Below are 26,994 nucleotides of genomic sequence, written 5' to 3'. Positions count from 1 at the left end.
ACCTGCCTTCTGTCTGGCTCTTTTGAAACTTCTGCCTTCTGTTCGCACCAGAAAAAGGCCGGTTGTCACTGTGCCAAAGGCAGAGGGTCTGGAAGGCGAAATTCTGCTGCCCGCAATTGACCGGGGTCGTTTCCCTCTCAGCCCTGTCAGCCCTGTTCGGCCAACCGGAATTCCAGAAGCAGATTGCGCTGGAGGATGGAGTGATTATCGTCCGAAATCAGGATCAGATGTGGGCGGCCATCCGGGCCGGTGACCACATCGAGCCCCTCCATATTGTCGATCTGGTCGTTCTGATCGGCCTCCAGAAGCACCGGCCCATCGATAACGGCACCGGGCCTGATGCTATCGCCCGCAATGCGGCGAATGCGCATGCCGACACCACCGATGAAACTGAACCGCCGCTCCAGAAGCAGCAGATCACCGCCGGGCAGAAATGCGCCATCCGTGACATCCCAAGGCTCATCGCGCTTCACCTTGAACTGCCCCTTCAATGGACCTTCAAGGATGGCGGCGTAAAGACGGCCCTGCTTGTCCACACTGCGCTCGGCAATCGTCAGAACGGCGCCCTTGAGCGGACTTGGCTCCGGTGCCACGACAACCGTTTCCAGAGAGCCATTGCCGCGCAATTCACCTTTGGGGATGAGAATGTCGAGCGTGCGAGACGGTTTCGCCGCTTCAAAACCGGGATCAGGATAGATATCGACGCGGTGCCTTCGCTCGAAACTGACGATAACCTGGCCATCCCGAAGCGTTACGCCTTCGGCATCGATATCGCCTTTGCCGGAGGGCTCGTCACCGCTCGCGTCCCGCATCGCAGTAATTTTCAGACTGGATAATCCGGAAGGCCGACCATTCGCGTCATGATCCAGTTCACCCGTCAGCCAATGGCCCGTGTCGAGGACGGAGACGAAGCTCTTGCCATCCGGGCGAAAACGGATGCTGGATATGGAACCCAGCAGGTATTCCTGCGAGGTGAACTCCAGACCGCCGACGAATTCAAGGCCGCCAAAGCGCGTCTCGGTCGATCCCGGCTTGAACGTCGCGATCTGGCGCACCTGCACCGGCGCATCCACCGCTTCCGCCGCCTGCCCTGCCAGCGGGGGAACCAAAGCCAGCAAACCGGCCAGAAGAGCGAGCGGGCGCAACCCGCGCTTCGTCCTAGCCTGCACGGCGCACGCCGCGACCACGTCCACGTCCGGAATTTTCATCGAACAATGCCGCCAGCTGCTCGGTCATGGCACCGGCCAGCTCGTCTGCATCCACGATGGTGACCGCGCGCTGGTAATAGCGTGTGACATCGTGGCCGATGCCGATGGCCAGAAGCTCGACCGGCGACTTCGTCTCGATCTGCTCGATGACGGCCCGCAGGTGGCGCTCCAGATAATTGCCCGGATTGACCGACAGCGTAGAATCATCCACCGGGGCGCCGTCCGAAATCATCATCATGATCTTGCGCTGCTCGGGACGACCGATCAGACGATTATGCGCCCACATCAGCGCTTCGCCATCGATGTTTTCCTTCAGCAAACCTTCGCGCATCATCAGGCCGAGATTGCGGCGCGAACGACGCCATGGCGCATCCGCCGACTTGTAGACGATATGGCGCAGATCGTTGAGACGGCCAGGCGTCGGCGGCTTGCCGCTGGCCAGCCACTGCTCACGGCTCTGGCCACCCTTCCACGCCTTCGTCGTAAAGCCGAGAATTTCCACCTTGACGCCCGAACGCTCCAGCGTGCGCGCCAGAATATCGGCGCAGGTTGCGGCAACGGTAATGGGACGTCCACGCATGGAGCCGGAATTATCGATGACCAGCGAAACGACCGTATCGCGGAATTTCGTATCACGCTCGCGCTTGAAGGAAAGCGGTTGCATGGGATCGATCACCAGACGCACAAGACGCGCCGGATCGAGATAGCCCTCTTCCAGGTCGAATTCCCACGAGCGATTCTGCTGTGCCATCAGGCGGCGCTGCAGCCGGTTTGCCAGGCGCCCCACAGCGCCCTGCAGATGGGCAAGCTGCTTGTCGAGGAAAGCGCGCAGACGGTCGAGTTCCGCCTCGTCGCACAGTTCTTCCGCCGTAATTTCCTCGTCGAATTCCTGCGTGAAGATGTTGTAATCCACCTTCTCGTTGAAATCGTCGAAGGGCAGGTTCGGGCGCTTGGTTTCTCCGGGCGTTTCCGACTGGTCCGCATCGTCGTCGGTCATGTCGTCGTCGGAGATTTCCGCGCCGTCCATTTCGCCTTCGTCGAGCTGCTCCTCCGCGGCCTGGCTTTCCTCGGCCGGGGCGGCATCGGAACCAGCGTCTTCCTCTACCTCTTCGTTCTCGGTCTCGTTGCTGCGCGGCTGCTCTTCATCATCCGGATTTTCCATCTGTTCCGGATCGTTTTCCTCGTCGCCATAGTCTTCCGCCATCTGCATGGAGGACAACATGTGGCGCACCAGCTTGCCGAAGGCCTGCTGGTCGTCGATGACCGTTTTGAGATTGTCGAGATCGCCCGCAATCGTCTGCTCAAAATACGGACGCCAGAGATCCAGCACCTTGCCAGCGGACGCGGGCGGAGCGGTGCCCGTCAGCTTTTCGCGCACCAGCATGGCCATGGCTTCGCCGATCGGCGCATCTTCCTGCCGCTGCACGCCGGAGAAATTCGCCTTCGAATATTTCTCGGCATTCATGCTGTTGATGTTGCTGGCAACGCCTTCCATCCGCAGCGAGCCGATGGATTCAACGCGAGCCTGCTCGACGGCATCGAACACGGCGCGCGCATCCGTGCCCTGCGGCGACATGGCCGCATGCACGCTCGTATCATGGCAGGCAAGGCGGAGCGCCATGGAATCGCCCAGGCCACGGGTCACGGCCAGTTCATGCGCGGTAGGCCGCTTCGAAAGTTCGGGAAGGCGGATACGATCTCCCGCCATGCCCGGACGTTCATTGGCGAAGGAAACCTCCACCTCGCCATTGCCTGCGATGGAGCGCACGCAACCGGTGATCGCGCGACGCAACGGCTCGGTATCCACCGGTCCGCCAGTCTTCGCCTTGGTGTTGTCGCCGCGGCCTGCCATGCTCATCTACCTTGCTGCCTGCGCTACCTGCCTCTCGGCACTCAAGCCCCGAGAACGATGTTCGCGGCGCTTTCCTTCAGTTCGACACCGAAGGCACGCTGATACTGTTCTGCCACCAGCGTCCGTTCCAGCTCATCACACTTGTTGAGGAAGGTGATGCGGAACGCGAAAGCGACGTCGCCGAAGATCGCCGCATTTTCCGCCCAGGTGATGACCGTACGCGGGCTCATGACCGTGGAAAGATCGCCGTTCATGAAGGCAGAACGGGTCATGTCCGCCACCCGCACCATCTTGGATACGGTTTCGCGACCCTGCGCCGACCCACCGAACGCCTTGACCTTGGCGGCGACGATATCGACTTCCTTGTCGTGCGGCAGATAGTTCAGCGTGGTGACGATCGACCAGCGGTCCATCTGCGCCTGGTTGATCTGCTGCGTGCCGTGATAGAGGCCCGTGGTATCGCCGAGGCCGACCGTATTGGCGGTTGCGAAAATGCGGAAGGCGGGGTGAGGACGGATGACGCGGCTCTGATCGAGAAGCGTCAGGCGGCCCGAGCTTTCCAGAACGCGCTGGATGACGAACATGACATCGGGACGGCCCGCATCATACTCATCGAACACCAGCGCCACATTGTGCTGATAGGCCCAGGGCAGGATGCCGTCCTTGAACTCGGTAACCTGCTTGCCATCCTTCAGAACGATTGCGTCCTTGCCGACGAGATCGATACGGCTGACATGGCTATCGAGGTTGATACGCACGCACGGCCAGTTGAGGCGCGCGGCGACCTGTTCGATATGGGTGGACTTGCCGGTGCCGTGATAGCCGGACACCATGACGCGTCGGTTATGAGCAAAACCGGCCAGAATTGCCAGAGTCGTGTCCCGGTCGAAGAGATAGTCGGGATCGAGTTCCGGCACGTAAGGGTCGCCATTCGAATAGGCGGGAACCTGAAGGTCCGTGTCGATGCCGAAGACATCCCGGACAGAAACGGTGGTATCCGGAAGATTGGTTATATCAAGATCGATTTTGCTCATCACCACTCCACGCCGAACCGGCTAAGGTCCGGTCGCAATCCTCTCTGTCATGTTGCCTTGCACCAGAACGGCTTAGCAGAAACCGGACTGCTTTAACAATTGGTAGGCCTGTATCACAGCCCTAAATCGTTCTTCCGAACCGCGATCGCCGCCGTTCGCGTCCGGATGGTGCTTCTTGACCAGTTCCTTGTAGCGGCTCTTGATTTCTGCCGCTGTTGCGGCTGCCGTCAAGCCCATTGTGTCGAAAGCTTTCGCTTCCAGCGTCTTTACCTTGCGAACCGCGGTCTGCGCACCCGCAGACGCACCGCCGTCACGTACGAAACCAAACGGATCCTTCACCCGGTTGAAGCTGGCCGCAGACCCGGATCGCGTGGACGCATGGCGTGGCGCATCCTTCGCCGCCTTGTTGACGCCGATGGTCCAGGTCGGGCGATGGCCGGTGATCGCCTCCTTCTGGTAGCGCGCAATCTCGCTGTCCGACAGGCCGGAGAAATAGTTGTAGCCCTTGTTGTATTCCTTTACATGCTCGAAGCAGAACAGAAAGAACTGGTTCTCGGCGTTGCGTCCCACGGGTGCACGGTGAGCCCCCGGCTTGTCGCACCCGTCCCACTGGCAGGTCGGCGTTTGCGGCGCCGCATCCTGCTCACGTTTCCGGCGCGTCCGGATGCGGTCGAAATATTTGGAATCGAGTTTCATATGGCCACATTATGGGGTGCGGGACGGGTCAGAACAAGAATTGACAAACCCCTTTGTTGCTGCTTTTTGGACCGCCCTTTTTGTACGTTCACACGAGGTTTTGGATCATGTCCGTTCGCGCCCGAATTGAAGCCGTTCTCACGCAAAACCTCGCTCCCCAGCGGCTGGAAGTGATCGACGAAAGCCATCATCACGCAGGTCACCAGCCGGACATCACCGGTACTGGAGAAACGCATATGCGGGTGCGGGTGATCTCGGATCGTTTCACGGGCATGACCCGCCTTGCAAGGCACCGATTGGTGAACGAGCTTCTGAAGCCGGAGCTGGATGCGGGCCTGCATGCGCTGGCGGTTGAGCCTGCCGCACCGGGTGAAGCGACCCGCTGGTAGCAATGCGACGGTGATTACTGGCCGGGGGGCAGATCTTCCGCCGGCCGGATGCGCAGCTTGGTAATGCGGTTCTTCTCGCGCTTCATGATGATGAAGCGCTTGCCGTGGAAGGTGAAGGTCTGCCGCTCCTGCGGGATCAGCTTTGATTCGTGGATGACGAGACCGGCGATTGTCGTCGCCTCCTCATCCGGCAGACGCCAGTCGAGCGCCCGGTTGAGGTCGCGAATCGGCACCGAACCATCGACGACAATCGATCCGTCTGCTTCCTGACGAACGCCCTGGATTTCCAGATCGTGCTCATCGGCAATGTCGCCGACGATTTCCTCCAGAATATCCTCCAGCGTCACGATGCCCTGAACCTCGCCGTATTCATCCACCACGACAGCAAAATGCATCTTGCGGCGCAGGAAGGCGTTCAGCTGGTCCTTGAGGCTGGTCGTATCGGGCACGAACCACGGCTTCTGAGCGATCTTGCCTACGTCGAGGTCACGCGGCTCCATGTTCGGTTCGGCGAGCGCGCGCAGCAGATCCTTGGCATGAACAATGCCGATGATGTTTTCCGTGGAGCCGCGCCAGAGCGGCATGCGCGTGAACGGACTTTCCAGCACCGTGCGCACAATGACTTCCGGTGGATCATCCGCGTTGATCGCCCGCATCACCGTGCGGTGCTTCATGACGTCAGAAACTTCCAGTTCCTCAAGATCGAGCAATCCACCCAGCCGGTCACGATCAGCCTTGATGACCGAGCCCTCGCGATGCAGGAGGTCGAGAGCGCCGCGCAGTTCCTCATGCGCCGTCAGCATCGACTCCTCGCGAGAGAGATTGACACCGAACAGAGATAGAATGAAACGGACGATGGCATTGACGGCGCTGGAAAGCGGTCCCGCGACTGCAACGAAAAGACGCACGACAGGCGCAACGGTGATGGCAAACCGGTCTGGCGCCGAAATCGCCCAGCTCTTCGGCAGCACTTCCGAGAAGATCACCAGCAGCACGGTCATCACGATAGTGGCAATCGCCACGCCTGACTGACCCAAAATACCTAGGAACAGGCTGGTCGTCAGCGACGAGGCCAGGATATTGACAAGATTGTTGCCGATCAGAAGCGCACCGATCAACCGGTCGCGTCGCTCGATCAACCGGCTCACCAGCCCTGCGCGTTCGTCGCCATTGGCTTCCAGCGTATGCATGCGGGAACGGGACGCCGCCGTCAGTGCCGTTTCGGAGCCGGAAAAAAACGCCGAGAACCCGATCAGCAACAGGATCGAGATCAGCGTCAACCAGTATTCCGCGAGGAAGCCATACAGCTGGTCAAACATTACCGCGCCAAGGTCTCCTTCAGGAAGAGCTCGACCTCCGATGCCGCAACATCATTGGCCACGAAACTCTGGCCGATCCCATGGGTCAGGATGAAGGTGAGCTTGCCGCTCTTGACCTTCTTGTCCTGCGCAATCGCATCCATCAGCACCTCCGTCGGCGGCAGTTCGCCCGGAATATCTGAAATCTCCGTCGGCAGCCCCACGGCCTTCAGATGTGCTTCCACGCGCTTGGCGTCATCGGTGCTGGCAAGATTGAGGCGTGCCGAAAAACGATGTGCCAGAACCATGCCGATGGCGACACCCTCGCCATGCACGAGACGGCTGCTGTCATACTGCGTGGCCGCTTCCAGCGCATGGCCGAAAGTGTGGCCAAGGTTCAGCAGCGCGCGACGGCCAGTTTCGCGCTCGTCCTCCACGACGACATCCGCCTTGGACTGGCAGCTGATGGCAATTGCCTCCGCCCGCGCAGGTCCGCCCGCGAAGACGTCGCGCCAGTTCTTTTCCAGCCACTCAAAGAAGTCCGGCCGATCGATGAGACCATATTTGGCAACTTCGGCGTAACCGGCGCGAAATTCACGCTCGCTGAGGCTATCGAGTGCACTCGTATCCGACAGCACGAGATCCGGCTGATGGAAGACACCCAGCAGGTTCTTGCCGTGGCGCGAATTGATGCCGGTCTTGCCGCCGACGGACGAATCCACCTGCGACAGAAGCGAAGTCGGGATCTGCACGAAGCGAACACCGCGCCGCACGATGCCCGCCGCAAAGCCCGCAAGATCACCGATCACGCCGCCACCCAGCGCGATGATGGCATCGTTGCGCTCGATGCGGGCCGAGAGCGCCATGTCGCAGACGGCGGCCAGCGGCTCAAGGCTCTTGGTCTTTTCACCCGGCGGCAATGTCAGCGAGACAGTCTCGACGCCATCGGTCTGGAGGCTGTCCACCAGCCGGTCCAGATACTGGCTTGCGACATTCTCATCCGTCACGATGGCTGCCTTGCGAACCTTAAGGCGCGACGTGATTTCACCACCGGCATGACTGATGAGATCCGGCCCGATCAGGATATCGTAAGCCCGATCTCCCAATGGCACATGAACCACACGCTCGTTTTCACGCGATAATGTCACAGTCACTTCTCAACGCCCCTCGCCCAGCGACGCAACCGCCGCCAGCACTTCATTCGCAACGATTTCCTTGCGCACATCGCGCGATTCCACCGTCAGATCGGATTCGGAATAGATCGGGTAACGCTGGTTCATCAGGTTTTCCAGCGTCTGCTTCGGATTTTCGGTTTTCAGCAGCGGGCGATGATCGCGCTTGTTGACACGCTCCCAGAGAATGTCGAGATCCGCTCGCAACCAGACGGAAACGCCACCGCGCTTGATGACACCACGCGTCCGCTCATTGATGAAGGCGCCGCCACCCGTCGAGATGACCCGCGGTCCGCCTTTCAGCAGCCGCTCGATGACGCGGGTTTCCAGCGCGCGAAACTCCGGCTCGCCATAGCTCGCAAACAATTCGGAAATCGTCATGCGCGAAACGCGTTCGATTTCCACGTCAGTATCGATGAAGGGCAGCGACAACTGCTGGGCGACCATCCGCCCGATGACGGACTTACCAGCTCCCATCAAGCCGATGAAAATGAGATTGCGACGACCGAGAGCCGCGCGCGCCTGCTCGACCAGCGGATTGATGCCGAGGGCAGGCTTCGTGATATCGGGCATCGAATTGGGCATGGGCCTCTCAATAGTCCACAAGATCAGAACCCTATCGACAAATGATTGTTCAGCGTCAAGCACCGGCACAGGGCTTCAGACCATAATCACGCCAAAACTCTCATATCTTGCATGTGGCCTTGCACCTTTGGGCATCAATGCCGATAAATGCGCGGCGACAATCCGGAGCGCTCCATGCCAACACTCTTCCGCTTCCTGTTCACCATTGGCGTCATTGTCGGACTCGTCTATGCGGGACTTTTCGCACTGGCGATCTTCGTGGAACCGCGCGAACGTGACGTGACGGTGCGAATTCCCTCGGAGCGGCTGAACCCTGCCCAGACGCCACCTGCGGCACCGGCAACGCCCGCCACAGGTTCACCATGAGCGATCGCTCCCACGCGCATCTGGAAGCCTTTCTGGAAATGATGAGCGCCGAGCGTGGCTCGGCTGAAAACACGCTGTCTTCCTATGAACGCGATCTGGATGATCTCTCCTCGTTTCTCTCCGAGAAGAAGACCTCTCTTCTGAAAGCAGACAGCAACGATCTTGGCGCCTACATCGCCCACCTCGCCAAACAAGGCTTCGCCGCTTCATCTCAGGCGCGACGGCTCTCGGCCATACGGCAGTTCTACAAGTTTCTGTTTGCGGAAAACATTCGCGGCGACGACCCGAGCTCCATTCTCGATGCGCCGAAAAAACCGCAGTCCATCCCGAAAATCCTGAGCGAAGCCGATGTGAGCCGCCTTCTGGAGCGGGCGCAGGCAGAAGCATCCGAAGAGGGACCGGGAAGGCTGCTTAGACTTCGGATGCTGGCGCTTCTGGAACTTCTCTATGCCACGGGCATGCGCGTGAGCGAACTGGTGTCGCTGCCGGCAAAGGTGCTGGATCAGGAGGGCCGCTTCCTCATCATCCGCGGCAAGGGCAACAAGGAACGTCTGGTTCCGCTGTCGCGATCCGCCATGAAGGCGCTGGCAGACTATGCGGACGCGCGGCGCGCGGCAATCGCAGCCGGTGATATCGACAGCCCGTGGCTATTCTCCGCCAGCAGCGAACAGGGCTTCCTGCCGCGCCAGGTCTTCGCCCGCGACCTGAAGAGCCTGGCCGGACGGGCAGGCATCCGGGCCGCGACGATCTCGCCCCACGTACTGCGCCATGCTTTTGCCAGCCATCTTTTGCAAAACGGTGCCGACCTGCGCGTGGTACAGGAACTCCTTGGACATTCTGATATTTCAACCACGCAAATCTATACCCATGTACTGGAAGAACGGCTCAGAGAAGTGGTTGAAACGCATCACCCTCTTGCAAAAGGCGCGAAAAACCCTGATTAGAGCCCGGGCGGAGCGCGGCACGGCCGCCAAACGATCGGAAAACGGAGCTCATGCATAACGATCTCGACTTCGAAAAGCCCATCTCCGACCTGGAGGCTAAGATCCACGAGCTGAAGAAGCTTGCGGCGGAAGATGAGAGCATCGATACGTCCGAAGAAGTTCAGCGCCTGGAACAACGCATCCAGGAAGCGACACGCGACGTGTACTCCAAGCTGACGCCGGCGCAGAAGACGATGGTGGCCCGTACGGCCCGCCGTCCGCATTTTCTGGACTATGCGAGCCGGTTGTTCACGGAATTCACGCCCCTGGCCGGCGACCGCTCCTTCGGCGAAGACGCAGCCATCCAGGCAGGCCTTGCCCGTTTCCACGGCCAGCCCGTTGCGGTGATCGGCCAGGAAAAAGGCAACGATACGAAATCGCGCATCAAGCACAATTTCGGCAGCCCCCGTCCGGAGGGATACCGCAAGGCAATCCGCGTGATGGAGATGGCGGACCGCTTCGGCCTTCCGGTGATTTCGCTGGTGGATACGGCTGGCGCCTATCCGGGCGTCGGTGCGGAAGAGCGCGGACAGGCGGAAGCCATCGCCCGCTCGACCGAGATGTGCCTTGGCATCAAGGTGCCGATGGTCTCCGTCGTGATCGGCGAAGGCGGCTCCGGTGGCGCAATCGCCATTGCCGCGGCCAACAAGGTCTACATGCTGGAACACGCGATCTATTCCGTCATCTCGCCGGAAGGTGCAGCCTCGATCCTATGGCGCGATGCAACCCGCGCCCGCGAAGCGGCAACGGCCATGAAGATTACCGCGCAGGATCTGAAAGCGCTGGGCGTGATCGATGACATCATCCCGGAGCCGCTGGGCGGCGCACATCGTGATCCGGAAGCCGCAATCGATGCGACGGGTGACGTGATCAAGGCTGCTCTCGCTGATCTTGGCAAGCTTTCGCCCGAAGCCGTACGAAAAGCACGCCGCGAGAAATTTCTGGCTATTGGCCGCAATCTCTGATGAAATATCGGAAAGATCCGGGAAATCCGGGTCTTTCGCCCTGACCGGGCGCAGCTTGCAAGCATGTCAGCACACTTAACCGTGCTGAAGCGGTTAAGAGAATGTAAAGCTTACCGCTTTATTATCGTGAAAATACTGGGTATTAGGATGAACCTGTACCTGTAGCCCGATTGACGTGATCAGTTCCGATGCGCTTGAAACATATCGCCTACATTCTCCTGATGGCCACCGCGCTGGCTGGTTGTAACGATACGATCGATACGGCCACCATTGACCTGTCGAAGGTCAAGAACAAGACGGAGCAGCCTCTGCCCGACCGCCTCGTTGCGGAAATGCAGAAGCGCAACATGCCGCGCAATTCTCCCATCATGATTCGTGTCTTCAAGGAAGAAGGCAAGATGGAGATCTGGAAGGCGCGCGCCGACAACCGCTTCGAGAAGATCACCGATTACGACATCTGTGCCTGGTCCGGCAAGCTGGGCCCCAAGGTGAAGGAAGGCGACCGGCAGGCGCCCGAAGGTTTCTACAACCTGACGCCTGCGCATCTGAATCCGAATTCCAAATACTATCTCGCGATCAATACCGGCTTCCCGAACCGTTACGATGCAGCCAATGGCCGCACCGGTTCCAACCTCATGATCCACGGCGCCTGCTCGTCTTCAGGCTGCTATTCAATGACCGATGCGCAGATCCTCGAGATCTACGCCTTCGCGCGCGATGCCTTCAAGGGCGGCCAGTCCAGCGTGCAGTTGCAGGCCTTCCCCTTCCGCATGACGGCGGAAAACATGGCGCGGCATCGCACCAGCGAGAATTATGATTTCTGGAAGATGCTGAAGGTTGGCTACGACAATTTCGAGGTGACCAAGCGTCCGCCGGACGTGGGCGTCTGCGGCAAGAAATACGTCTTCAACCAGGAAATGCAGGGAACGCCGTCTGCCGGTGCCGCCTGCCCGCCAATGTCGACCCCGCCTGCCCTGTCTGCGGCATTGTCGGCTTACGAAAAGCAGTATGAACTGGCCTATGCCAAGGCGGTCGAAAAGCTTGACGGCATGGTGTGGTACGAGCCGACGGAAGCAGAACGCAAGGCCGTGGTTGCAGACAAGCGCAAGGGCAAGGATATCGCCTATGCGCCGACCGGCACATCGCTTGCGGCCGGAAAGCTGGTCAAGCAGGAAGAGTTTGATGTGCTGATGGCCGCTCGCCTGAACAAGGCAGCCAAGCCTGCACCGGGCACGATGCTTGCTTCTGCCCAGCCGGGCGGGGCTGCAGCAAAGCAGGGCCGCGTGACGATGACCGGTTCGGTTCCCGGCCAGCGCTCCACCATGAGCGTAGCGAGCGCCATGGGCACCGGAACTGCACCGCAAGTGGCAGGCCCGATAGCGGTCAGCGCACCGGCAAACGCACCGTCTAACGCACAGTTTGCCTCCATGCAGAAGCAGCCGGGTGCCGGACAATCGTCTGGTAACGCCGCCGCCAGGTCCGCAGGCCAGGTGCCGGTTCCAGCTCAGAACCCGATGGCCTATGCCTCGGTTCAGCAGACGGCCACGCAGGAAGACGCCAAGAAGCCGTTCTGGAAGTTCTGGTAAGCACCTCGATGCCGGGAGAGATCTACGATCTGCGCGGGCTGAAATGCCCGCTCCCGGTTCTCAAGGCCCGCAAGAAACTCTTACGCATGACAAGTGGCAGCGAACTCATCGTTGACACCACGGATCCCTTGGCCGGGATCGACATCCCGCATTTCTGCCGCGAAGACGGTCACATCCTGCTCTCGACCGAGCGGACCGAGGGCGGCCATCGCTTCATTATCCGCAAGGCCTGATCGATAGCCGACTGTCCCGTCTGCCGACCTGGACGATCAGAAGCGCATTCCAGGCACAGCAAGCGGATTATCCTCAAGCGCTGCGCGATCCGGCCGGTCAATCTTCGGCTGGCCCGTAAAGGCCGCGAAAAGATCCTGAACGAATTCCTCCGGCAATCCTTGCGTGATCAGGACCATCCGCGTGCGCCGTTCTGCCCCTTCCGGCCAGCCGGCAAGCCGCTGCGGCGGATGAAAGATGCTCTGCACGCCATGCAGGACCAGCGGACGCTCCGGATTGTCGGAAAGCTGAACGATGGCTTTCATGCGCAGGAGTTTGTCCCCATGCGCGGAGCGCAGCAGATCCACGAACATCTCAACCGCTAGGGGGTCGATCGGCTCATCATGGAGGATCGAGAAAGAGCGGATATCCGCGCCATGCCTGTTCACATCATGATGGTGATGATGCCCGTGGCCATGTTCATGGCCGTGCCCGTGCTCATGAGCGTGATCACCATGATCGTGATCGTGGTCGTGGTCGTGCTCATGCTCGTGGTGGTCATGATGCTCGTCGCCGTGCTCCCGCTCCTCCTGCAGCCAGCGGGCAACATCCGGCACCTTGCTTTCGGGATCGTAGAGGCCGTTGACGAGGAGATCGATGGTGCTTGCGGCTGGCAGATCGCCATCGAGAATCTGCGCCCGTGGATTGAGATCGTTCAGACGGCGCAGAACAGCAGAAATGGCCGCAGCATCCGCGAGCGTCTTCTTGGTCAGAACGAGCCGGTCGGCGACCGCCACCTGCTTCACCGCCTCGGGATGGCGCTGGATCGTGGAAACGCCATGCACCGCATCCACAACGGTCACGACACCATCAAGGCTGAAGCTTTGCGCGATGACGGGATTGCCCATGACCGCCTGCATGACGGGGGCGGGATCGGCAAGACCAGTCGTTTCGATCACGACGCGGCGGATAGGCTTCAGGCGACCGGTCTGAATCTGATCCACCAGCGAGGCCAGCGTTTCCACCAGTTCACCGCGCACCGTGCAGCAAAGGCATCCGTTCGACAGTTCAAGCAGCGTATCGCCCGAAGACTCCACCAGGAAGTTGTCGATACCGACTTCGCCGAACTCGTTGATGATGACGGCCGTATCGGACGCAGCCGGATCCTTCAGGATACGATTCAGCAGCGTGGATTTTCCCGCGCCGAGAAACCCTGTGAGAATGGAGACCGGAATAGGTTGACGCGGGGAGGACATCGGCAAGTCTTTCTGGAACACCGTCACAGCGCGGCTGGACGGGGAATGGGAACAGGTACGCTGGCAGGCTGACCCTTCGCGCCTTTTGCAGGCTTCTCGGGCTCCACGACTGGCACAACGCCTGCAAAAGTGAACTGCGGCGGACGTGTCATCTCGTGCACATAGGGCGAATGCAGAACCATGCGACCGGCATCATCACGCCCTTCACTGCGCACCTTTGCCGCCTTCGGATTGCAGATTTGCGCACTGATGTCCACAACCTGATCCTGATCCGGCCCATAGGGAGCAAGCGATGCCAGCGGCACCCCCTCGTTGGCAGGCGCCGTCAGCCCCGCCTGCAAAAGCTCGGCGGAATCGTCAGCCCGTCCTCCCAGACTGTCGGATCCCAGCACGACCGAGATCACGCTGCGGCCATTGCGGGTGGCGGACGAGACCTGATTGAAGCCCGATGCACAGATGAAGCCTGTCTTCATACCGTCGGCACCGTCAAAACGGCCAATCAGCATGTTGAAGTTCGGATATTCCTTGGCACCGGTCGTCACACCTTCCAGCGAGAAATAGCTCTGGTATTCCGGAAAATCGCGCTTCAACTGCAGCGTCAGCACAGCAAGGTCGCGCGCCGTCGTGTACTGGCCCTGACCGGGAAGTCCGTGCGGATTGACGAAGCGGCTTGAACGCATGCCCAGTTGTTGTGCCTGCGCGTTCATCATGGCGACGAACTGATCGTTGGAACCACCGACGGTTTCCGCAACCGCGACCGCGACGTCATTGGCCGACTTCACCATCAGGATCTTCAGCGCCGCATCCAGCGTCATGGATGACCCCGGCTTCAGAAACAGCTTGCTGGGCGGTTGGTCCGCCGCCTTCTTGCTGAAGACGACTGGGGTATCCATGGCCACCTTGCCCGACTTGATGGCCTTGAAGGTGACATAGATCGTCATCAGCTTGGTCAGCGAAGCGGGATACCATTTTCGGAAAGCATCCTGATGCGAGATCACGCGGCCACTGCGCACATCCACCACGATCTTGGGGTTGGCGAGCGCCTGCGTGCTGGCAATGCAGGTCGAGAGAACCAGCGACAGCATCAGGGAAATTGGCTTCGGGAAACGAAGAAGGCGAGTGGACCGGTTCGGCAAGGGATCAGACCTCGTCTGGGACTACGCGTGCGACGTCTTCGCTTGGAACGCGTGAATGAGGCCTAGCAATGGCAAAGATGATTGATTCCGTCAATTCCGCGGCGCAATATGCGCACTTCGATACTATCGTCAAAGTCCTACAGGAAGCGTAATGCCCGTTCTCAATAGAGCAGCCGAACTGCAGCACGAAGTTACCGAATGGCGCCGCCATATTCATGAAAATCCTGGCATTCTTTATGAGGTCGAGGAAACTGCGGCTTTCGTGGAAGCCCAGCTTCGGGCATTCGGCGTTGACGAGATTGTGACAGGCCTGGGACGCACCGGCGTCGTGGGAATCATTCGCGGGCGTCATACCGGTGACGGCGTGATCGGGCTCCGAGCCGACATGGATGCGCTGCCGCTGGAGGAAATTACCGGCAAACCCTATGCATCGAAACTGCCCGGCAAGATGCACGCCTGCGGTCACGATGGACATACGGCCATGCTGCTGGGAGCGGCCAAATATCTGGCAGAGACCCGCAACTTCGCAGGCTCTGTCGCTCTCATCTTCCAGCCTGCCGAGGAAGGCGGCCGTGGCGCGCTGGCCATGGTCGAGGACGGCATGATGGAGCGCTTCGGCATTCGGGAAGTCTATGGCATGCACAATATGCCGGGCATGCCGCTTGGAACCTTCGCAATCCGCAAGGGTGGCATCATGGCGGCCCCGGACAAGTTTTCGATCAAGATCACCGGCCGCGGCGGTCACGCGGCAGAGCCCCATCGCACGGCGGATCCGATCGTGATCGGATCGCAGATCGTCAATGGCTTGCAGATGATCGCGGCACGCAATGCCAATCCCCTGCGCTCTGTCGTGGTTTCCATCACGCAGTTCCATGCCGGAACCACGCACAACATCATCCCCGAGGAAGCCTATCTCACCGGAACCGTTCGCAGCCTGGACGAGCAGGTACGTGATCTTGCCGAAAAGCGGATCCGCCAGATCGCGGAAGGTATCGCGGTCGCCAGTGATGCGATTGCCGAGGTTGACTACGAGCGTTCATGCCCTGTGACGGTCAACCATCCGGAAGAGACCGTCCATGCCGCGCGGGCGGCAATCGATATCGTCGGCGAGACGAATGTGAACACGGAAGTCGATCCCAGCATGGCGGGCGAGGACTTCGCCTTCATGCTGCAGGCCCGTCCTGGCGCCTATATCATGATCGGCAATGGCGATACGGCAGCACTCCACAACCCCGCCTACGATTTCAACGACGAAGCGATTGCCTACGGAATTTCCTATTGGGTAAAGCTGACCGAACAACGCCTTGCGGCATAAGCTCCCGCGCAGCCTCAATCCGGGCTTGTTCCCGGGAATAGGCTGCGGTATGACGAAAGAGCGTGTCCACGTAGCTCAGCAGGATAGAGCACAGGATTCCTAATCCTGGGGTCGGAGGTTCGAATCCTCTCGTGGACGCCACTTCCCCAAAAGAGAGAAGGTACCGAAGCCTGATGTGCTCGATCAAGCTGGCGGTCGCGATGCGCCGCCCCAGCCGAACCAATCGCTGATCAGCCACCAGCCGCCCAGGAACAGGAACGCGGTAAAGGCCAAGGCGCCCAGGCCGAATCCCCAGCCGATGAGCACGGTTGCCCCGTCCCGCTGCGCCAGACCTATGCCGATGAGAAAGATGGCAAGTCCCGGAAGCACGTTGCCGAACGGGATGGGAAGCGCGATCAGAACCGCCATGACGAACACGAACAATCCGTGCAGCCGCAGGGCACCATCGCGCGACAACCACGCCATACGGGGCCGCATCCAGCTCTCCAGCCAGGCAAGTTTCGGCACCAGCCACGCCAGCATGCGCTGCAGAAGGCCTTGAGGAAGGGCGGTTCTCGCCAGCCTTTTTGGCAGCAGGAACTCACGCCCGCCGGCAACAAGTTGCAGGGAAAACACGGCAAGTGCGCTTCCAAAGATCATTCCCGCCGGGATACCCGGCGTCGGAATGATCGCCGGAATGGCGAATATCACAAGAACCACCGCCGTAGCCTGGTGGCCCAACCGGTCCAGAAGGTCGCCCAGCGTGACGTTTCGTCCGTCGAAAGCCGCAATCAGATCTGCCAGGACAACGGAAATTGGCTTGTGTCCATCAGACAAGATCAAATTCCGTCCAGTTTGCCAGAGAATCCAAATGCGTCAGGCCTGACGCATTTGAGCGGGTACGCGGGGGCAAGTATCTCTTCATGGCAGCGATGTAGTGTCGCTCACGGCAATCCGCCAGAGGCGACGGCGCCCTCGACAGCTACATCTGAAATGACAGCGCTAACACGGCCGACGTCAAGATCGATCGCTGGCGCGCAACGCTTCCATGAAGGCCATGCTCTGTTGGCTCAATCGCGCCTCATCCATGAATGCATCAAGACATTCCAGAAGACGTCCACGCCGGCGGGCAACCTCCAACTCGGGCATTGGGCTACGGTTGAAGGCACCAATGCCTGTCAGAAACGCCTGTACTGCCGCACTCAATGACGGGAGGAGGTCAATGAGGTAGACATTCGGCTCCCGGCTGCTGAGGACAGAGCTGATATAGGAAAACAGAGCCTTGGGAATATGGGCAGCATCCTGAAGGTCACACGAAGCGACGAGTTGGCGAACCAGCGCGCCATCAAAATGATCTACGCTCATTGAAATCCCTCAGCATGGATTACGCAAATCGAAAACACATCCACGTTTGAAGCCTTTCATTGCTTCAGTTCTCGCTTCCCGCCCACCTTCACAAGAAAGAGGGCAAGACGATTAAGAGGCACCATTTTACCTCTTGGTAAAAAATTCGGAAAAATATTAGTATTACAAAAGGGGATTATGTCAATAACATACTATCCAGAGGTCTAAACGAAGTGATTCCCGTATCGGAATAAAACATCTTCGCCACCACTGCTCGTTTTATTTTAAATCAAAGCGCCCCAAGATTGTACAATTCAAAGTAACGACTTGGTTCGTACGTGCTCCATTCGAAAGCCGAGGCCCATCAAGCGACCTGCGAGATGAGCCAACAATGGAAAGCGGGCAATATTACGGATGAAGGCAGGAGGGCCCTTTTTCCGCTCCTCATGCACCAACTCCTTGCGGCGATTGGAGCGCATCATCAACTGCAGTTTCTGGGTTGCTTTCGTGGGGAAGAGACGGCGCTTCTCCACAGCCGCGAGATGCTCATCACGCAAACGATGTCCTGCCAGCGGCTCCGCGAGAATGTTGGCAGCAGCCACCGCGTCCTGAATCGCAAGATTGACACCTACCCCGCCAATGGGAGACATGGCATGCGCCGCGTCGCCAATCGCAATCAGCCCGGGTTTCCACCACTGCTTCAGCCGGTCGATACGCACCTGCAGCAGGCTGACATCTGACCAGCCTTGAATTTCATCCATCCGCTCGGCTGGCAAGGGAGAAACAGCACGCACCTTGTTGCGGAATTCTTCCAGATCGCGCTGCCGGATCTCTTCGAATGTTTCGCCGCGAACGATATAGCCGCACTGCCAGTAATCGCCGCGATCGATCAGCACGAAGCCCTGTCGCGGACCTGCATGGCCCATGGTTTGCGCCGGGTCGCCCTCCTGTTTGGACAGCTTCATCCAGACGACTTCGCTGGGACTGCCGAAGCTTTCCACGTCCAGACCTGCCTTTTCCCGAACCACGGAATTGCGACCATCGGCGGCAACGACCAGATCACTCCGCAGCATCAACGTGCCTTCCGCGGTTTCGACCTTGAGGCCCTGAACCCGATGTCCCTCCTCCAGCACCTCTGTGACCCTTGCGCCTGTCAGCAAGCGGAAGTTGGGATAGCGCGCGGCCTGGCTTGCGAGAAAATTCAGGAAATCCCATTGCGGCATGAAGGCGATGAAGCGATTGCGCACGGGCAGGCGCGAGAAATCCGCCATGGTGATCGTCTGGCCGCCCATCTCGGCCATGAGTTTCGGCGCACGCGTGTGTGGCAGCTTGAGAAATTCCTCTTCAAGGCCCAGTTCGTAGATCACCTCCAGCGTAGACGGGTGGATCGTATCGCCGCGAAAATCGCGCAGGAAATCATCGTGCTTTTCGAGAACGGTCACATCGACCCCGGCACGCGCCAGAAGAAGCCCCAGCATGAGGCCAGCCGGACCGCCACCTGCGATGGCGCAGGATGTGTTCAGAACTTTTTCCACCATGCATGATCTCCCGATTCGCTTGCGACCCGACTCTGCCATCTGGCAATGAAACAGGGGAAATTCAATGCGACTTGATAAGCTCTTGTGAGGGACAGGCGCCGCCTGTAAACGGGCAGGTGAATGAGGAACGGGAAAGAATGACTTCTGCCAGACGCAGCATTTCCATCTTGGGTTCGACGGGCTCCATCGGCACCAATACGCTGGATGTGCTGACGCACCTCGATGAGGCGGACGGTTTCGAGGTTGTCGCCCTGACGGGCGCCGGAAACATCGAGCTTCTGGCCGAGCAGGCAAAGGCGCATCGCGCAAAGCTCGCCGTCACCGCCGATGAAAGCCAGTATGTGGCGCTGCGCGATCTCATGTCCGGCACCGGTATTGAAGTGGCCGCTGGCCAGACCGGCCTCCTGGAGGCGGCAAGCGCCGAAGCGGACATGGTGATGGCCGCCATCGTCGGCACGGCAGGGCTTGGCCCCACGCTGGCGGCGGCCAAACGCGGCGCAGACATCGCGCTCGCCAACAAGGAATGCCTCGTTTCTGCTGGTGACCTGTTCATCTCAGCCGTCAAAGCTGGTGGCGGTCGTCTGCTGCCGGTCGACAGCGAACACAATGCCATTTTTCAGGTGCTGGAGGAGAACCAGCGCCACGCCATCGAGCGCGTGATTCTCACCGCATCCGGCGGGCCGTTCCGCACCTTTACGCGCGAACAGATGGCGGGCGTGACAGTGGAGACAGCACGCGCGCACCCCAACTGGTCCATGGGCCTGAAGATTTCGATCGACAGTGCCTCCATGTTCAACAAGGCGCTGGAGATGATCGAGGCGAAACACCTCTTCGGCCTCTCGCCGGAACAGGTGGAGGTGATCGTTCATCCGCAATCGATCATTCATTCCATGGTAGGTTATGCGGATGGCTCCGTTCTTGCCCAGCTTGGCTGCCCGGATATGCGCCACGCCATAGGCTATGCCCTGCATTATCCCCGCCGCGGGAAGCTGCCGGTGGAGCGGCTGGATTTCGCCAAGCTCTCTCGACTGGATTTCGAAGCGCCCGATGAGACCCGCTTTCCGGCGCTCCGGCTGGCGCGGCTTGCCATGACACGCGGCGGGGTGCAGGGCGCTGTGCTGAACGGTGCAAAGGAAGTGGCGCTGGAGGCCTTCATTGCGGGCGAGCTTCCCTTCCTCGCCATGGCGGAGATTACCGAAGCCGTCATGGACGAGCTGGCACAACTACCACCAGCCACAACCATGGACGATGTGTTTGCTGCCGATCTGGAAGCGCGCCACCGGGCGAAGGCGAAGTTGCCTTAAGCATTTCCAGGAAAAGTGGCACCCGGTTTTCCGTCTGGAAATGCGTCAAACAGAGCAACTTCAGGCGTTGCGCCGCCGCCCTTCCATCAGGTCGAGAATGGCGCGGGCGGCATCCAGCACATTGGTGCCGGGACCGAAGACTGCAGCAACGCCGGAATCCAGCAGGAACTGGTAATCCTGCCGGGGAATGACGCCGCCCACCACGACAATCACCTCTTCCGCCCCCTTCGCCTTCAAGGCCTCGACGAGCTGCGGCGCCAGCGTCTTGTGACCGGCCGCCAGCGATGACATGCCGACCACTTGCACCTTTTCGGATACGGCAAGCGATGCCGCCTCTTCCGGTGTCTGGAACAGCGGACCGGCAATCACCTGAAAGCCGATATCGCCGAATGCAGAGGCAATGACCTTCGCACCGCGATCATGGCCATCCTGACCGAGCTTGGCGACCAGCATCTTCGGCTTGATGCCCGTTGCCTTGGCAAATTCCGAGAGACGCCCGGTCAGCGTCTGATATTCGGGATCATCCGCATAGGCCGGACCATAGATATCGCTCACCACTTCCGGCACGGCAGAGTGATCTCCGAAAACGGCGCGCATGGCATCGGAAATTTCACCGACACTTGCGCGGGCGCGGGCAGCCTCGACCGCCTTCTCCAGGAGATTGCCCTCTCCGGTTTCAGCGACCTTGGTCAGCGCTGCCAGTGCTTCCTCAACGCGTTTCGGATCGCGTTGGCGGCGGATCTGCTCCAGCCGCTTGATCTGCGAATTGCGGACAGCGGTGTTGTCGATGTCGAGAATATCGATCGGCTCTTCATTCTCCAGCCGGTACTTGTTGACGCCGACGATGATCTCCTCGCCACGATCCACACGCGCCTGCCGCCGGGTTGCCGCCTCCTCGATCAAGCGCTTGGGAAGACCATCAGCCACAGCCTTGGTCATGCCGCCCAGGGCCTCGACCTCTTCGATCAGCGCCCAGGCCTTGTCTGCCAGTTCCTTGGTCAGGCTCTCGACGTAATAGGAGCCCGCCAGCGGATCGACCACCTTGGTCACACCCGTTTCATGCTGAAGGATAAGCTGCGTGTTGCGGGCAATGCGCGCTGAAAATTCCGTCGGCAGGGCAATCGCCTCATCCAGCGCGTTGGTATGGAGAGACTGCGTGCCGCCCAGCACCGCCGACAGCGCCTCATAGGCCGTACGGATGACGTTATTATATGGGTCCTGCTCCTGAAGCGAGACGCCCGAGGTCTGACAGTGGGTGCGCAGCATCAGCGAGCCGGGCTTCTTGGGCTCGAACTCTTCCATGATGCGCGACCAAAGCAGGCGCGCAGCGCGAAGCTTTGCTGCTTCCATGAAGAAGTTCATGCCGATCGCGAAGAAGAAGGACAGGCGCCCGGCAAATTCATCGACGTTCAGGCCACGTGCCAGAGCGGCCCGTACATATTCCCGACCATCCGCCAGCGTGAAGGCTAACTCCTGCACCAGCGTCGCGCCCGCTTCCTGCATGTGATAGCCGGAAATCGAGATGGAGTTGAAGCGCGGCATTTCCTTGGCCGTATAGGCGATGATATCCGCAATGATCCGCATGGAAGGCTCCGGCGGATAGATGTAGGTGTTGCGAACCATGAACTCCTTCAGAATATCGTTCTGAATGGTGCCCGAGAGAAGATCCCGCGAAACGCCCTGCTCCTCCCCCGTCACGATGAAGTTCGCGAGGATCGGAATGACCGCGCCGTTCATGGTCATGGAAACGGAGATATCCTGCAAGGGAATGCCATTGAACAGGATCTTCATATCCTCGACCGAGTCGATCGCTACGCCCGCCTTGCCGACATCGCCGACCACACGCGGATGGTCGGAATCGTAACCGCGATGGGTGGCGAGATCGAAGGCGACGGACACACCCTGCTGACCGGCGGCCAACGCCTTGCGATAAAACGCATTGCTTTCCTCAGCGGTCGAAAAGCCCGCATATTGGCGGATCGTCCAGGGGCGCCCCGCATACATGGTGGCGCGAGGACCGCGCACGAAGGGTTTGAAGCCCGGCAGGCTTTCCAGATGCTCGACGCCGTCAAGATCTTCCGCCGTGTAGAGCGGCTTCACCGGAATGCCTTCCGGCGTGTTCCAGATGAGCTTGTCCGGTGATGCTTTTAGTTCCTTCTCGGCCAGCACCTGCCAGTCGGCAACGGTTTTCTTGCTCATCGGGCTGATCCTCCAGAGGCCGACATCACAGTCAGCGCGGCGTTGAGATTGACGAAATTGCTACTCAGTAGCATATTGAGCGCATTTTTCACGGGAGCCTTGAGCCATGACCGTAAAAGCATCCGTATCCATTTCCGACCAGCAAGACGCCTTTGCCCGCCGACTGGTTGAAGAAGGCCGCTATTCAAGCGTGAGCGCCGTAGTGCAGCAGGGGCTGGAGCTGCTGCGCGAGCAGACGGAGATGAAGGAAGCGGAATTGGCGGCTCTGCGGGAACTAATCGAAGAGAGAAGCAAGGGGCCTTTCTTGAATGCGGAGGAAAGCAGCCGCCGTATTGATGCGTTGATTGCACGCAAGAAAGCAGAATATGGTTTTTGAGCTGTTCCGGGCCCCTGCAGCGGACCAAGACCTCAACCTGATTTTCGAGCATCTTGTCGAGTCCTATCTCTCTCTCGGAGATGACTTGCACGACGCCGTTGAGCGTGCTGCAGCGCGCTTGAAAGCTATAGACAGTGATATGCTGGCGCTTGTTCGTGCTCCGCACCAGGGGAGTCTGCGGCATCAGATTTCGCCTGGATTGCGACAGGTGACCAAGAATCGCACGATTTTCTATTTTAAAGTCGATGAAGCAAGGCAGGAAGTGAAGGTCTTGGCGGTATTTTTCCGTGGCCAAGACCACGAGAAGCACATCCTCAAACGGCTTGGCAAAACGTTCGGCGACGCTTGACCACTTTTCCAAACCGTTAGATCCCATCTTACTCGAACTCCATGATCAGTTCGTCCACCGCCAAGCTCTGACCGGCACTGGCGGCAACACGCTTCACCACGCCACGACGCTCGGCTTTCAGCACGTTTTCCATCTTCATGGCTTCGACGGTGGCGAGCGTCTGACCGGCTTCCACCGTGTCACCCACCTTCACCGCGACGCCGGTAATGACGCCCGGCATGGGGCAGAGCAGCATCTTCGAGGTATCCGGCGGCAGCTTGACCGGCATAAGCTTTGCCAGTTCCGCCACACGTGGGCTACGCACACGCGCCGACACATCCATGCCGTTGGCGCGCAGGCGGATAGCAGATCCGACGAGATCCACCTTCACGCCCAGCTTTTGCCCGTTCAGCAGGAAATGCGCGTGCGTCTGGCCCGGATGCCAGGAACCGGCGACCGTGACGCTTTCGCCACCTTCGTTGAACGTGACGACCTGCGCATCCGCACCGCTTGAAAGCGAAACGGCATGGCTGACATCGCCCAGCTGCACCACCCAGTCCTTGCCCACCTTGCGGGCATGGTTGCCGATGGTGCCGGAAATCTGCGCCGCACGGCTCTGCACATGGGCATTGATGACAGCAGCAATGGCGGCCAGTTTCTGCGAAGCGGCGGCATCCGGCGTGACACCGGAAAAGCCATCGGGAAATTCCTCCGCGATATAGGCTGTCGTCAGCTTGCCGGAACGAAAGCGCTCCTGCCCCATGACGGCAGAGAGGAAGGGCAGGTTATGACCGATGCCTTCCACCTCGAAATCATTGAGCGCCGCCTGCATGGCATCGATTGCCACCTCGCGGGTCTCACCCCAGGTGCAAAGCTTGGCGATCATGGGATCGTAATACATCGAGATCTCGCCGCCCTCATAGACGCCGGTATCGTTGCGCACCACCGTGCCCTCAGCCTGCTCACCCTCGACAGGCGGGCGGTAACGGCTGAGACGGCCAATGGAGGGCAGAAAGTTGCGGAACGGATCTTCCGCATATAGGCGGCTTTCGATGGCCCAGCCGTTCAGCTTCACGTCGTCCTGAGCGAGCGCCAGCTTTTCGCCCGAGGCAACGCGGATCATCTGTTCCACAAGGTCGATGCCGGTGACGAGTTCGGTCACCGGATGCTCCACCTGCAAACGGGTGTTCATCTCGAGGAAGTAGAACTTGTTGGCCTTGCCATCGACGATGAATTCCACCGTACCTGCCGAGTGGTAACCGACAGCTTTCGCCAAAGCCACGGCCTGTTCGCCCATGGCGCGACGGGTCTCAGGTGTGAGGAACGGCGACGGAGCCTCCTCGATAACCTTCTGGTTACGGCGCTGGATGGAGCATTCGCGCTCACCCAGATAAAGGCAGTTACCGTGCTTGTCGCCCAGCACCTGGATCTCGATATGGCGTGGTTCGGTGACGAATTTCTCGATGAAGATGCGGTCGTCGCCAAACGAGCTTTTCGCCTCGTTCTTGGAAGACTGGAAGCCTTCACGGGCTTCCGCATCGTTCCAGGCAATGCGCATGCCTTTACCGCCACCTCCAGCAGAGGCCTTGATCATGACCGGATAACCGATGGCTGCGGAAATCTTCACCGCCTCATCCGCATCGGAAATCAGCCCCATATGGCCGGGAACGGTAGAAACGCCTGCTTCAGCTGCAATCTTCTTCGAGGTGATCTTGTCACCCATGGCCTGAATGGCACCGACCGGTGGGCCAATGAAGGTTACGCCTTCCTTCTCCAGCGCCTCTGCAAACAGCGGATTTTCCGACAGGAAGCCGTAACCGGGATGCACGGCATCGGCACCGGTCTGGCGGATTGCATCCATAATCTTGTCGATGACGATATAGGACTGCGACGACGGTGCCGGACCGATATGCACCGCTTCATCGGCCTCACGCACATGCAGCGCATTCGAATCGGCATCCGAATAGACGGCGACCGTCTTGATGCCCATTTTCTTCGCCGTGCGAATGACGCGGCAAGCGATTTCGCCTCTGTTGGCAATCAGGATTTTCTGGATCGGCATCGTGTCACCCCTGACCTAAATCTTCAAAAGCACTCGGGAAATTTTTCCGCGCGGCGGCCTCGTTGATCTTCAACAGCGCCGTATAGGATGAGGGATCGAAGCCGCGTTCTGCGGCAACCACTTCCCGTCCGAACAGACGGCCAAGCCGCTCGCCATCCAGATTGCCGCGCTCGAAGGGTTCCGCTCCGAAAAACTGCCACAGCGCTTGCAGGAAACCGGCATCCGCCAGAGCCACTGTCTGGTCCATGGTACGATGGCGCGGCATGGCCGTGAGTTTGGTCACCTTGGAATTGGCGCGGCGCAGTGTGTACTGCCACTGGGTTCCGGGAAGCCCCAGCGGAAAACCGCGATGCTTTGGCATTTCAGGGGTCTTGGCCATGGCTCTAGACCTCAAACACATCTTCGAAGGATTCAGGGAAATTCTGACGCGCTACGCGTTCATTGATCTGCAGCAGCGCCTCGTAGGATTGCGGATCGAAATCCTTGTCGACAGGCACCACTTCGCGCCCGAACAGCAGGCTGAGGCGGGCGGCATCCAGATTGCCGCGCTCAAATGGCTGGTCGCCGAAATGATGCCACAGTGCATGCAGGAAGGCCGCATCGATGCGGTGTTCCTTGGTGCCGGGACGGGCCTTGCGTGGAATAGCCTTGAGCGGTGTCACGCCCTTCGGGTTGGCACGACGAATGGTGAACTGCACGCCGGTGCCCGGCATTCCTCCTGGAAAGCCTCGGTGTTTCGTCATTTCCGGCAGGTTGGCCACGGGCAGTCTCCAGTTTATTCTTATGTGTCGACGGCCTGCCCGTTCCGAGGAAGAGGCAGGCCGATGTGTATGATCAGACGTTCAGACCGTTGAAGTCGGACGCATCGTGACGCTCAGGCAGGAAGGAACCCGGATCGCCCGAGGCCTTGTTGACGATGCCGCCGCGCTTGACACCGGGACGCGCCGCCAACTGCTTGGCCCAGCGCACCACATGTTCGTATTCAGCGGTTGACAGGAATTCGCCTGCATTCGGATAGGAGGAATCCAGTGCAAGGCGACCATACCAGGGCCAGATCGCCATATCGGCAATGGTGTATTCGCGACCGCCAACGAACTCATTCTCGGCCAACTGCCGGTTCAGCACATCCAGCTGGCGCTTGGTCTCCATGGCGTAGCGATCGATGGCGTACTGGATTTTCATCGGCGCGTAGGCAAAGAAGTGGCCGAAACCGCCGCCGACGAAAGGCGCTGAACCCATCTGCCAGAACAGCCAGTTCATGGCCTCGGCACGGGCCCGCAGATCGCCGGGCAGAAACGCGCTAAACTTTTCCGCCAGATAGACGAGAATGGAGCCGGATTCGAACAAGCGCACAGGCTCACCACCGCCCGTCGGCTGATGATCCATCAAAGCCGGGATCTTGGAATTCGGATTGACACCAACAAAGCCGGAACCGAACTGATCGCCCTTGCCGATATTGATGAGCCAGGCATCGTATTCGGCAACCGCGTGACCCGCTTCCAGCAGTTCTTCCAGCAGGATCGTAACCTTCTGGCCGTTGGGTGTGCCCAGTGAGTAAAGCTGCAGCGGATGCTTGCCGACCTTCAGTTCTTGCTCATGCGTGGACCCGGCGATGGGTCGATTGGTGCTGGCAAAGGCGCCACCATTGCCAGGCTCCCAGGTCCAGACCTTGGGCGGTTCATAGCCGGCTGGCAGGTTCTTTTCCGGCGGAAATTTGGAATCACTCATGGAATTGAAATCCTTGTTTCAAGAGGCTGACGCCGTGGAGGAAGGGCGTAACCCGCAAGATATAAGTGTTCACACTGGATACGCG

General features: G+C 59.6%; 27 protein-coding genes and 1 tRNA gene. 11 read left to right on the top strand and 17 right to left on the bottom strand.

Annotated elements, in window-relative coordinates:
- Positions 1–146: 146 nt before the first annotated feature.
- The 4 genes from G6N80_RS12790 to G6N80_RS12775 all read right to left on the bottom strand — a co-directional run bounded on the left by G6N80_RS12790 (position 147) and on the right by G6N80_RS12775 (position 4,790).
- A complete protein-coding gene (locus tag G6N80_RS12790) occupies positions 147–1,208 on the bottom strand; it encodes an esterase-like activity of phytase family protein (protein ID WP_165134275.1) in 1,062 nt (353 codons plus the stop codon).
- A complete protein-coding gene (cobT, locus tag G6N80_RS12785; RefSeq protein WP_062556285.1) occupies positions 1,159–3,060 on the bottom strand; it encodes a cobaltochelatase subunit CobT in 1,902 nt (633 codons plus the stop codon). Before cobT ends, G6N80_RS12790 begins: the two co-directional genes overlap by 50 nt.
- Before the next feature lie 41 nt (positions 3,061–3,101).
- Complete coding sequence (gene cobS, locus G6N80_RS12780) at positions 3,102–4,094, bottom strand: cobaltochelatase subunit CobS (RefSeq protein ID WP_062556043.1); 993 nt, start codon at positions 4,092–4,094, stop codon at positions 3,102–3,104.
- A 72-nt stretch (positions 4,095–4,166) separates the two neighbouring features.
- The gene (locus G6N80_RS12775; RefSeq protein WP_062556044.1) at positions 4,167–4,790 is read right to left on the bottom strand and encodes a J domain-containing protein; all 624 of its coding nucleotides are present in this window, start codon (positions 4,788–4,790) and stop codon (positions 4,167–4,169) included.
- 107 nt (positions 4,791–4,897) lie between these two features.
- Here G6N80_RS12775 and G6N80_RS12770 point away from each other — a divergent pair, with 107 nt between their 5' ends.
- A complete protein-coding gene (locus tag G6N80_RS12770) occupies positions 4,898–5,179 on the top strand; it encodes a BolA family protein (protein ID WP_165134272.1) in 282 nt (93 codons plus the stop codon).
- Between the two features lie 14 nt (positions 5,180–5,193).
- On the opposite strand, the gene G6N80_RS12765 is transcribed toward G6N80_RS12770, so the two are convergent.
- From G6N80_RS12765 to G6N80_RS12755, 3 genes are read right to left on the bottom strand one after another with little or no spacing between them, the layout of a single operon-like run.
- Entirely contained in the window at positions 5,194–6,498 is a 1,305-nt protein-coding gene (locus G6N80_RS12765) for an HlyC/CorC family transporter (protein WP_165134269.1), read from the bottom strand.
- A complete protein-coding gene (gene aroB, locus G6N80_RS12760) occupies positions 6,498–7,631 on the bottom strand; it encodes a 3-dehydroquinate synthase (protein WP_165134266.1) in 1,134 nt (377 codons plus the stop codon). Before aroB ends, G6N80_RS12765 begins: the two co-directional genes overlap by 1 nt.
- A gap of 3 nt (positions 7,632–7,634) precedes the next feature.
- On the bottom strand, positions 7,635–8,234 hold the full coding sequence (locus tag G6N80_RS12755; RefSeq protein WP_244484794.1) for a shikimate kinase: 600 nt from the start codon (positions 8,232–8,234) through the stop codon (positions 7,635–7,637).
- Positions 8,235–8,408: 174 nt separating this feature from the next.
- Between G6N80_RS12755 and G6N80_RS12750 the strand changes: the two genes are divergently transcribed.
- The 5 genes from G6N80_RS12750 to G6N80_RS12730 all read left to right on the top strand — a co-directional run bounded on the left by G6N80_RS12750 (position 8,409) and on the right by G6N80_RS12730 (position 12,367).
- The gene (locus tag G6N80_RS12750; RefSeq protein WP_062556287.1) at positions 8,409–8,600 is read left to right on the top strand and encodes a hypothetical protein; all 192 of its coding nucleotides are present in this window, start codon (positions 8,409–8,411) and stop codon (positions 8,598–8,600) included.
- On the top strand, positions 8,597–9,544 hold the full coding sequence (xerD, locus tag G6N80_RS12745) for a site-specific tyrosine recombinase XerD (protein ID WP_165134264.1): 948 nt from the start codon (positions 8,597–8,599) through the stop codon (positions 9,542–9,544). Before G6N80_RS12750 ends, xerD begins: the two co-directional genes overlap by 4 nt.
- Before the next feature lie 50 nt (positions 9,545–9,594).
- Entirely contained in the window at positions 9,595–10,548 is a 954-nt protein-coding gene (locus tag G6N80_RS12740; RefSeq protein ID WP_062556049.1) for an acetyl-CoA carboxylase carboxyltransferase subunit alpha, read from the top strand.
- Positions 10,549–10,736: 188 nt separating this feature from the next.
- Positions 10,737–12,134 carry a L,D-transpeptidase family protein gene (locus G6N80_RS12735; protein ID WP_165134261.1) on the top strand — a complete coding sequence of 466 codons (1,398 nt, stop codon included), beginning with the start codon at positions 10,737–10,739 and terminating at the stop codon, positions 12,132–12,134.
- An 8-nt stretch (positions 12,135–12,142) separates the two neighbouring features.
- A complete protein-coding gene (locus G6N80_RS12730; RefSeq protein WP_062556051.1) occupies positions 12,143–12,367 on the top strand; it encodes a sulfurtransferase TusA family protein in 225 nt (74 codons plus the stop codon).
- A 36-nt stretch (positions 12,368–12,403) separates the two neighbouring features.
- Here the strand turns inward: G6N80_RS12730 and G6N80_RS12725 are convergent, their stop codons facing one another.
- Positions 12,404–13,600 carry a CobW family GTP-binding protein gene (locus tag G6N80_RS12725; RefSeq protein WP_165134258.1) on the bottom strand — a complete coding sequence of 399 codons (1,197 nt, stop codon included), beginning with the start codon at positions 13,598–13,600 and terminating at the stop codon, positions 12,404–12,406.
- Positions 13,601–13,623: 23 nt separating this feature from the next.
- Complete coding sequence (locus G6N80_RS12720; RefSeq protein WP_165134255.1) at positions 13,624–14,685, bottom strand: D-alanyl-D-alanine carboxypeptidase family protein; 1,062 nt, start codon at positions 14,683–14,685, stop codon at positions 13,624–13,626.
- A 202-nt stretch (positions 14,686–14,887) separates the two neighbouring features.
- Here G6N80_RS12720 and G6N80_RS12715 point away from each other — a divergent pair, with 202 nt between their 5' ends.
- Entirely contained in the window at positions 14,888–16,051 is a 1,164-nt protein-coding gene (locus G6N80_RS12715) for a M20 aminoacylase family protein (RefSeq protein WP_062556054.1), read from the top strand.
- Between the two features lie 64 nt (positions 16,052–16,115).
- Positions 16,116–16,192: transfer RNA gene (locus G6N80_RS12710), tRNA-Arg, on the top strand.
- A gap of 42 nt (positions 16,193–16,234) precedes the next feature.
- On the opposite strand, the gene G6N80_RS12705 is transcribed toward G6N80_RS12710, so the two are convergent.
- From G6N80_RS12705 to G6N80_RS12695, 3 genes are all read right to left on the bottom strand, one after another.
- Positions 16,235–16,867: an exopolysaccharide biosynthesis protein gene (locus G6N80_RS12705; protein ID WP_162249593.1), complete on the bottom strand. Its 633-nt coding sequence runs from the start codon at positions 16,865–16,867 to the stop codon at positions 16,235–16,237.
- 180 nt (positions 16,868–17,047) lie between these two features.
- Positions 17,048–17,395, bottom strand: coding sequence for a hypothetical protein (locus G6N80_RS12700; protein WP_062556056.1), 348 nt, complete (start codon positions 17,393–17,395; stop codon positions 17,048–17,050).
- Between the two features lie 293 nt (positions 17,396–17,688).
- Positions 17,689–18,912: an FAD-dependent oxidoreductase gene (locus G6N80_RS12695; RefSeq protein ID WP_165134252.1), complete on the bottom strand. Its 1,224-nt coding sequence runs from the start codon at positions 18,910–18,912 to the stop codon at positions 17,689–17,691.
- 137 nt (positions 18,913–19,049) lie between these two features.
- On the opposite strand from G6N80_RS12695, the gene dxr reads away from it, so the two are divergent.
- Positions 19,050–20,216 (top strand): 1-deoxy-D-xylulose-5-phosphate reductoisomerase, encoded by a 1,167-nt coding sequence (gene dxr, locus G6N80_RS12690; RefSeq protein WP_165134249.1) that lies wholly within the window; start codon positions 19,050–19,052, stop codon positions 20,214–20,216.
- Positions 20,217–20,276: 60 nt separating this feature from the next.
- Here dxr and scpA read toward each other — a convergent pair whose 3' ends face one another.
- Positions 20,277–22,415 (bottom strand): methylmalonyl-CoA mutase, encoded by a 2,139-nt coding sequence (gene scpA, locus G6N80_RS12685; protein ID WP_062556059.1) that lies wholly within the window; start codon positions 22,413–22,415, stop codon positions 20,277–20,279.
- A 106-nt stretch (positions 22,416–22,521) separates the two neighbouring features.
- On the opposite strand from scpA, the gene G6N80_RS12680 reads away from it, so the two are divergent.
- On the top strand, positions 22,522–22,791 hold the full coding sequence (locus tag G6N80_RS12680) for a type II toxin-antitoxin system ParD family antitoxin (RefSeq protein WP_165134246.1): 270 nt from the start codon (positions 22,522–22,524) through the stop codon (positions 22,789–22,791).
- On the top strand, positions 22,781–23,140 hold the full coding sequence (locus tag G6N80_RS12675) for a type II toxin-antitoxin system RelE/ParE family toxin (RefSeq protein ID WP_165134243.1): 360 nt from the start codon (positions 22,781–22,783) through the stop codon (positions 23,138–23,140). Before G6N80_RS12680 ends, G6N80_RS12675 begins: the two co-directional genes overlap by 11 nt.
- Before the next feature lie 28 nt (positions 23,141–23,168).
- Here the strand turns inward: G6N80_RS12675 and G6N80_RS12670 are convergent, their stop codons facing one another.
- The 4 genes from G6N80_RS12670 to yghU form a co-directional block, all read right to left on the bottom strand.
- Positions 23,169–25,181, bottom strand: coding sequence for an acetyl-CoA carboxylase biotin carboxylase subunit (locus tag G6N80_RS12670; protein ID WP_165134240.1), 2,013 nt, complete (start codon positions 25,179–25,181; stop codon positions 23,169–23,171).
- A gap of 4 nt (positions 25,182–25,185) precedes the next feature.
- Positions 25,186–25,560: a hypothetical protein gene (locus G6N80_RS12665; protein ID WP_062556063.1), complete on the bottom strand. Its 375-nt coding sequence runs from the start codon at positions 25,558–25,560 to the stop codon at positions 25,186–25,188.
- Between the two features lie 4 nt (positions 25,561–25,564).
- On the bottom strand, positions 25,565–25,942 hold the full coding sequence (locus G6N80_RS12660; protein WP_062556064.1) for a hypothetical protein: 378 nt from the start codon (positions 25,940–25,942) through the stop codon (positions 25,565–25,567).
- A 73-nt stretch (positions 25,943–26,015) separates the two neighbouring features.
- Positions 26,016–26,909: a glutathione-dependent disulfide-bond oxidoreductase gene (yghU, locus tag G6N80_RS12655; RefSeq protein ID WP_165134237.1), complete on the bottom strand. Its 894-nt coding sequence runs from the start codon at positions 26,907–26,909 to the stop codon at positions 26,016–26,018.
- Between the last annotated feature and the right edge of the window lie 85 nt (positions 26,910–26,994).

Source organism: Rhizobium rhizoryzae, assembly GCF_011046895.1.
GTDB lineage: Bacteria > Pseudomonadota > Alphaproteobacteria > Rhizobiales > Rhizobiaceae > Neorhizobium > Neorhizobium rhizoryzae.
Note: the sequence above shows the minus strand (reverse complement) of the source record. Positions and strands in the feature narration are given on the sequence as shown.

Coding starts and splice junctions, on each gene's coding strand:
- G6N80_RS12790 (WP_165134275.1), bottom strand. CDS start 1,208: ATGAAAATTCCGGACGTGGACGTGGTCGCGGCGTGCGCCGTGCAGGCT.
- cobT (WP_062556285.1), bottom strand. CDS start 3,060: ATGGCAGGCCGCGGCGACAACACCAAGGCGAAGACTGGCGGACCGGTG.
- cobS (WP_062556043.1), bottom strand. CDS start 4,094: ATGAGCAAAATCGATCTTGATATAACCAATCTTCCGGATACCACCGTT.
- G6N80_RS12775 (WP_062556044.1), bottom strand. CDS start 4,790: ATGAAACTCGATTCCAAATATTTCGACCGCATCCGGACGCGCCGGAAA.
- G6N80_RS12770 (WP_165134272.1), top strand. CDS start 4,898: ATGTCCGTTCGCGCCCGAATTGAAGCCGTTCTCACGCAAAACCTCGCT.
- G6N80_RS12765 (WP_165134269.1), bottom strand. CDS start 6,498: ATGTTTGACCAGCTGTATGGCTTCCTCGCGGAATACTGGTTGACGCTG.
- G6N80_RS12755 (WP_244484794.1), bottom strand. CDS start 8,234: ATGCCCAATTCGATGCCCGATATCACGAAGCCTGCCCTCGGCATCAAT.
- G6N80_RS12750 (WP_062556287.1), top strand. CDS start 8,409: ATGCCAACACTCTTCCGCTTCCTGTTCACCATTGGCGTCATTGTCGGA.
- xerD (WP_165134264.1), top strand. CDS start 8,597: ATGAGCGATCGCTCCCACGCGCATCTGGAAGCCTTTCTGGAAATGATG.
- G6N80_RS12740 (WP_062556049.1), top strand. CDS start 9,595: ATGCATAACGATCTCGACTTCGAAAAGCCCATCTCCGACCTGGAGGCT.
- G6N80_RS12735 (WP_165134261.1), top strand. CDS start 10,737: ATGCGCTTGAAACATATCGCCTACATTCTCCTGATGGCCACCGCGCTG.
- G6N80_RS12730 (WP_062556051.1), top strand. CDS start 12,143: ATGCCGGGAGAGATCTACGATCTGCGCGGGCTGAAATGCCCGCTCCCG.
- G6N80_RS12725 (WP_165134258.1), bottom strand. CDS start 13,600: ATGTCCTCCCCGCGTCAACCTATTCCGGTCTCCATTCTCACAGGGTTT.
- G6N80_RS12720 (WP_165134255.1), bottom strand. CDS start 14,685: ATGCTGTCGCTGGTTCTCTCGACCTGCATTGCCAGCACGCAGGCGCTC.
- G6N80_RS12715 (WP_062556054.1), top strand. CDS start 14,888: ATGCCCGTTCTCAATAGAGCAGCCGAACTGCAGCACGAAGTTACCGAA.
- G6N80_RS12700 (WP_062556056.1), bottom strand. CDS start 17,395: ATGAGCGTAGATCATTTTGATGGCGCGCTGGTTCGCCAACTCGTCGCT.
- G6N80_RS12695 (WP_165134252.1), bottom strand. CDS start 18,912: ATGGTGGAAAAAGTTCTGAACACATCCTGCGCCATCGCAGGTGGCGGT.
- dxr (WP_165134249.1), top strand. CDS start 19,050: ATGACTTCTGCCAGACGCAGCATTTCCATCTTGGGTTCGACGGGCTCC.
- scpA (WP_062556059.1), bottom strand. CDS start 22,415: ATGAGCAAGAAAACCGTTGCCGACTGGCAGGTGCTGGCCGAGAAGGAA.
- G6N80_RS12680 (WP_165134246.1), top strand. CDS start 22,522: ATGACCGTAAAAGCATCCGTATCCATTTCCGACCAGCAAGACGCCTTT.
- G6N80_RS12675 (WP_165134243.1), top strand. CDS start 22,781: ATGGTTTTTGAGCTGTTCCGGGCCCCTGCAGCGGACCAAGACCTCAAC.
- G6N80_RS12670 (WP_165134240.1), bottom strand. CDS start 25,181: ATGCCGATCCAGAAAATCCTGATTGCCAACAGAGGCGAAATCGCTTGC.
- G6N80_RS12665 (WP_062556063.1), bottom strand. CDS start 25,560: ATGGCCAAGACCCCTGAAATGCCAAAGCATCGCGGTTTTCCGCTGGGG.
- yghU (WP_165134237.1), bottom strand. CDS start 26,909: ATGAGTGATTCCAAATTTCCGCCGGAAAAGAACCTGCCAGCCGGCTAT.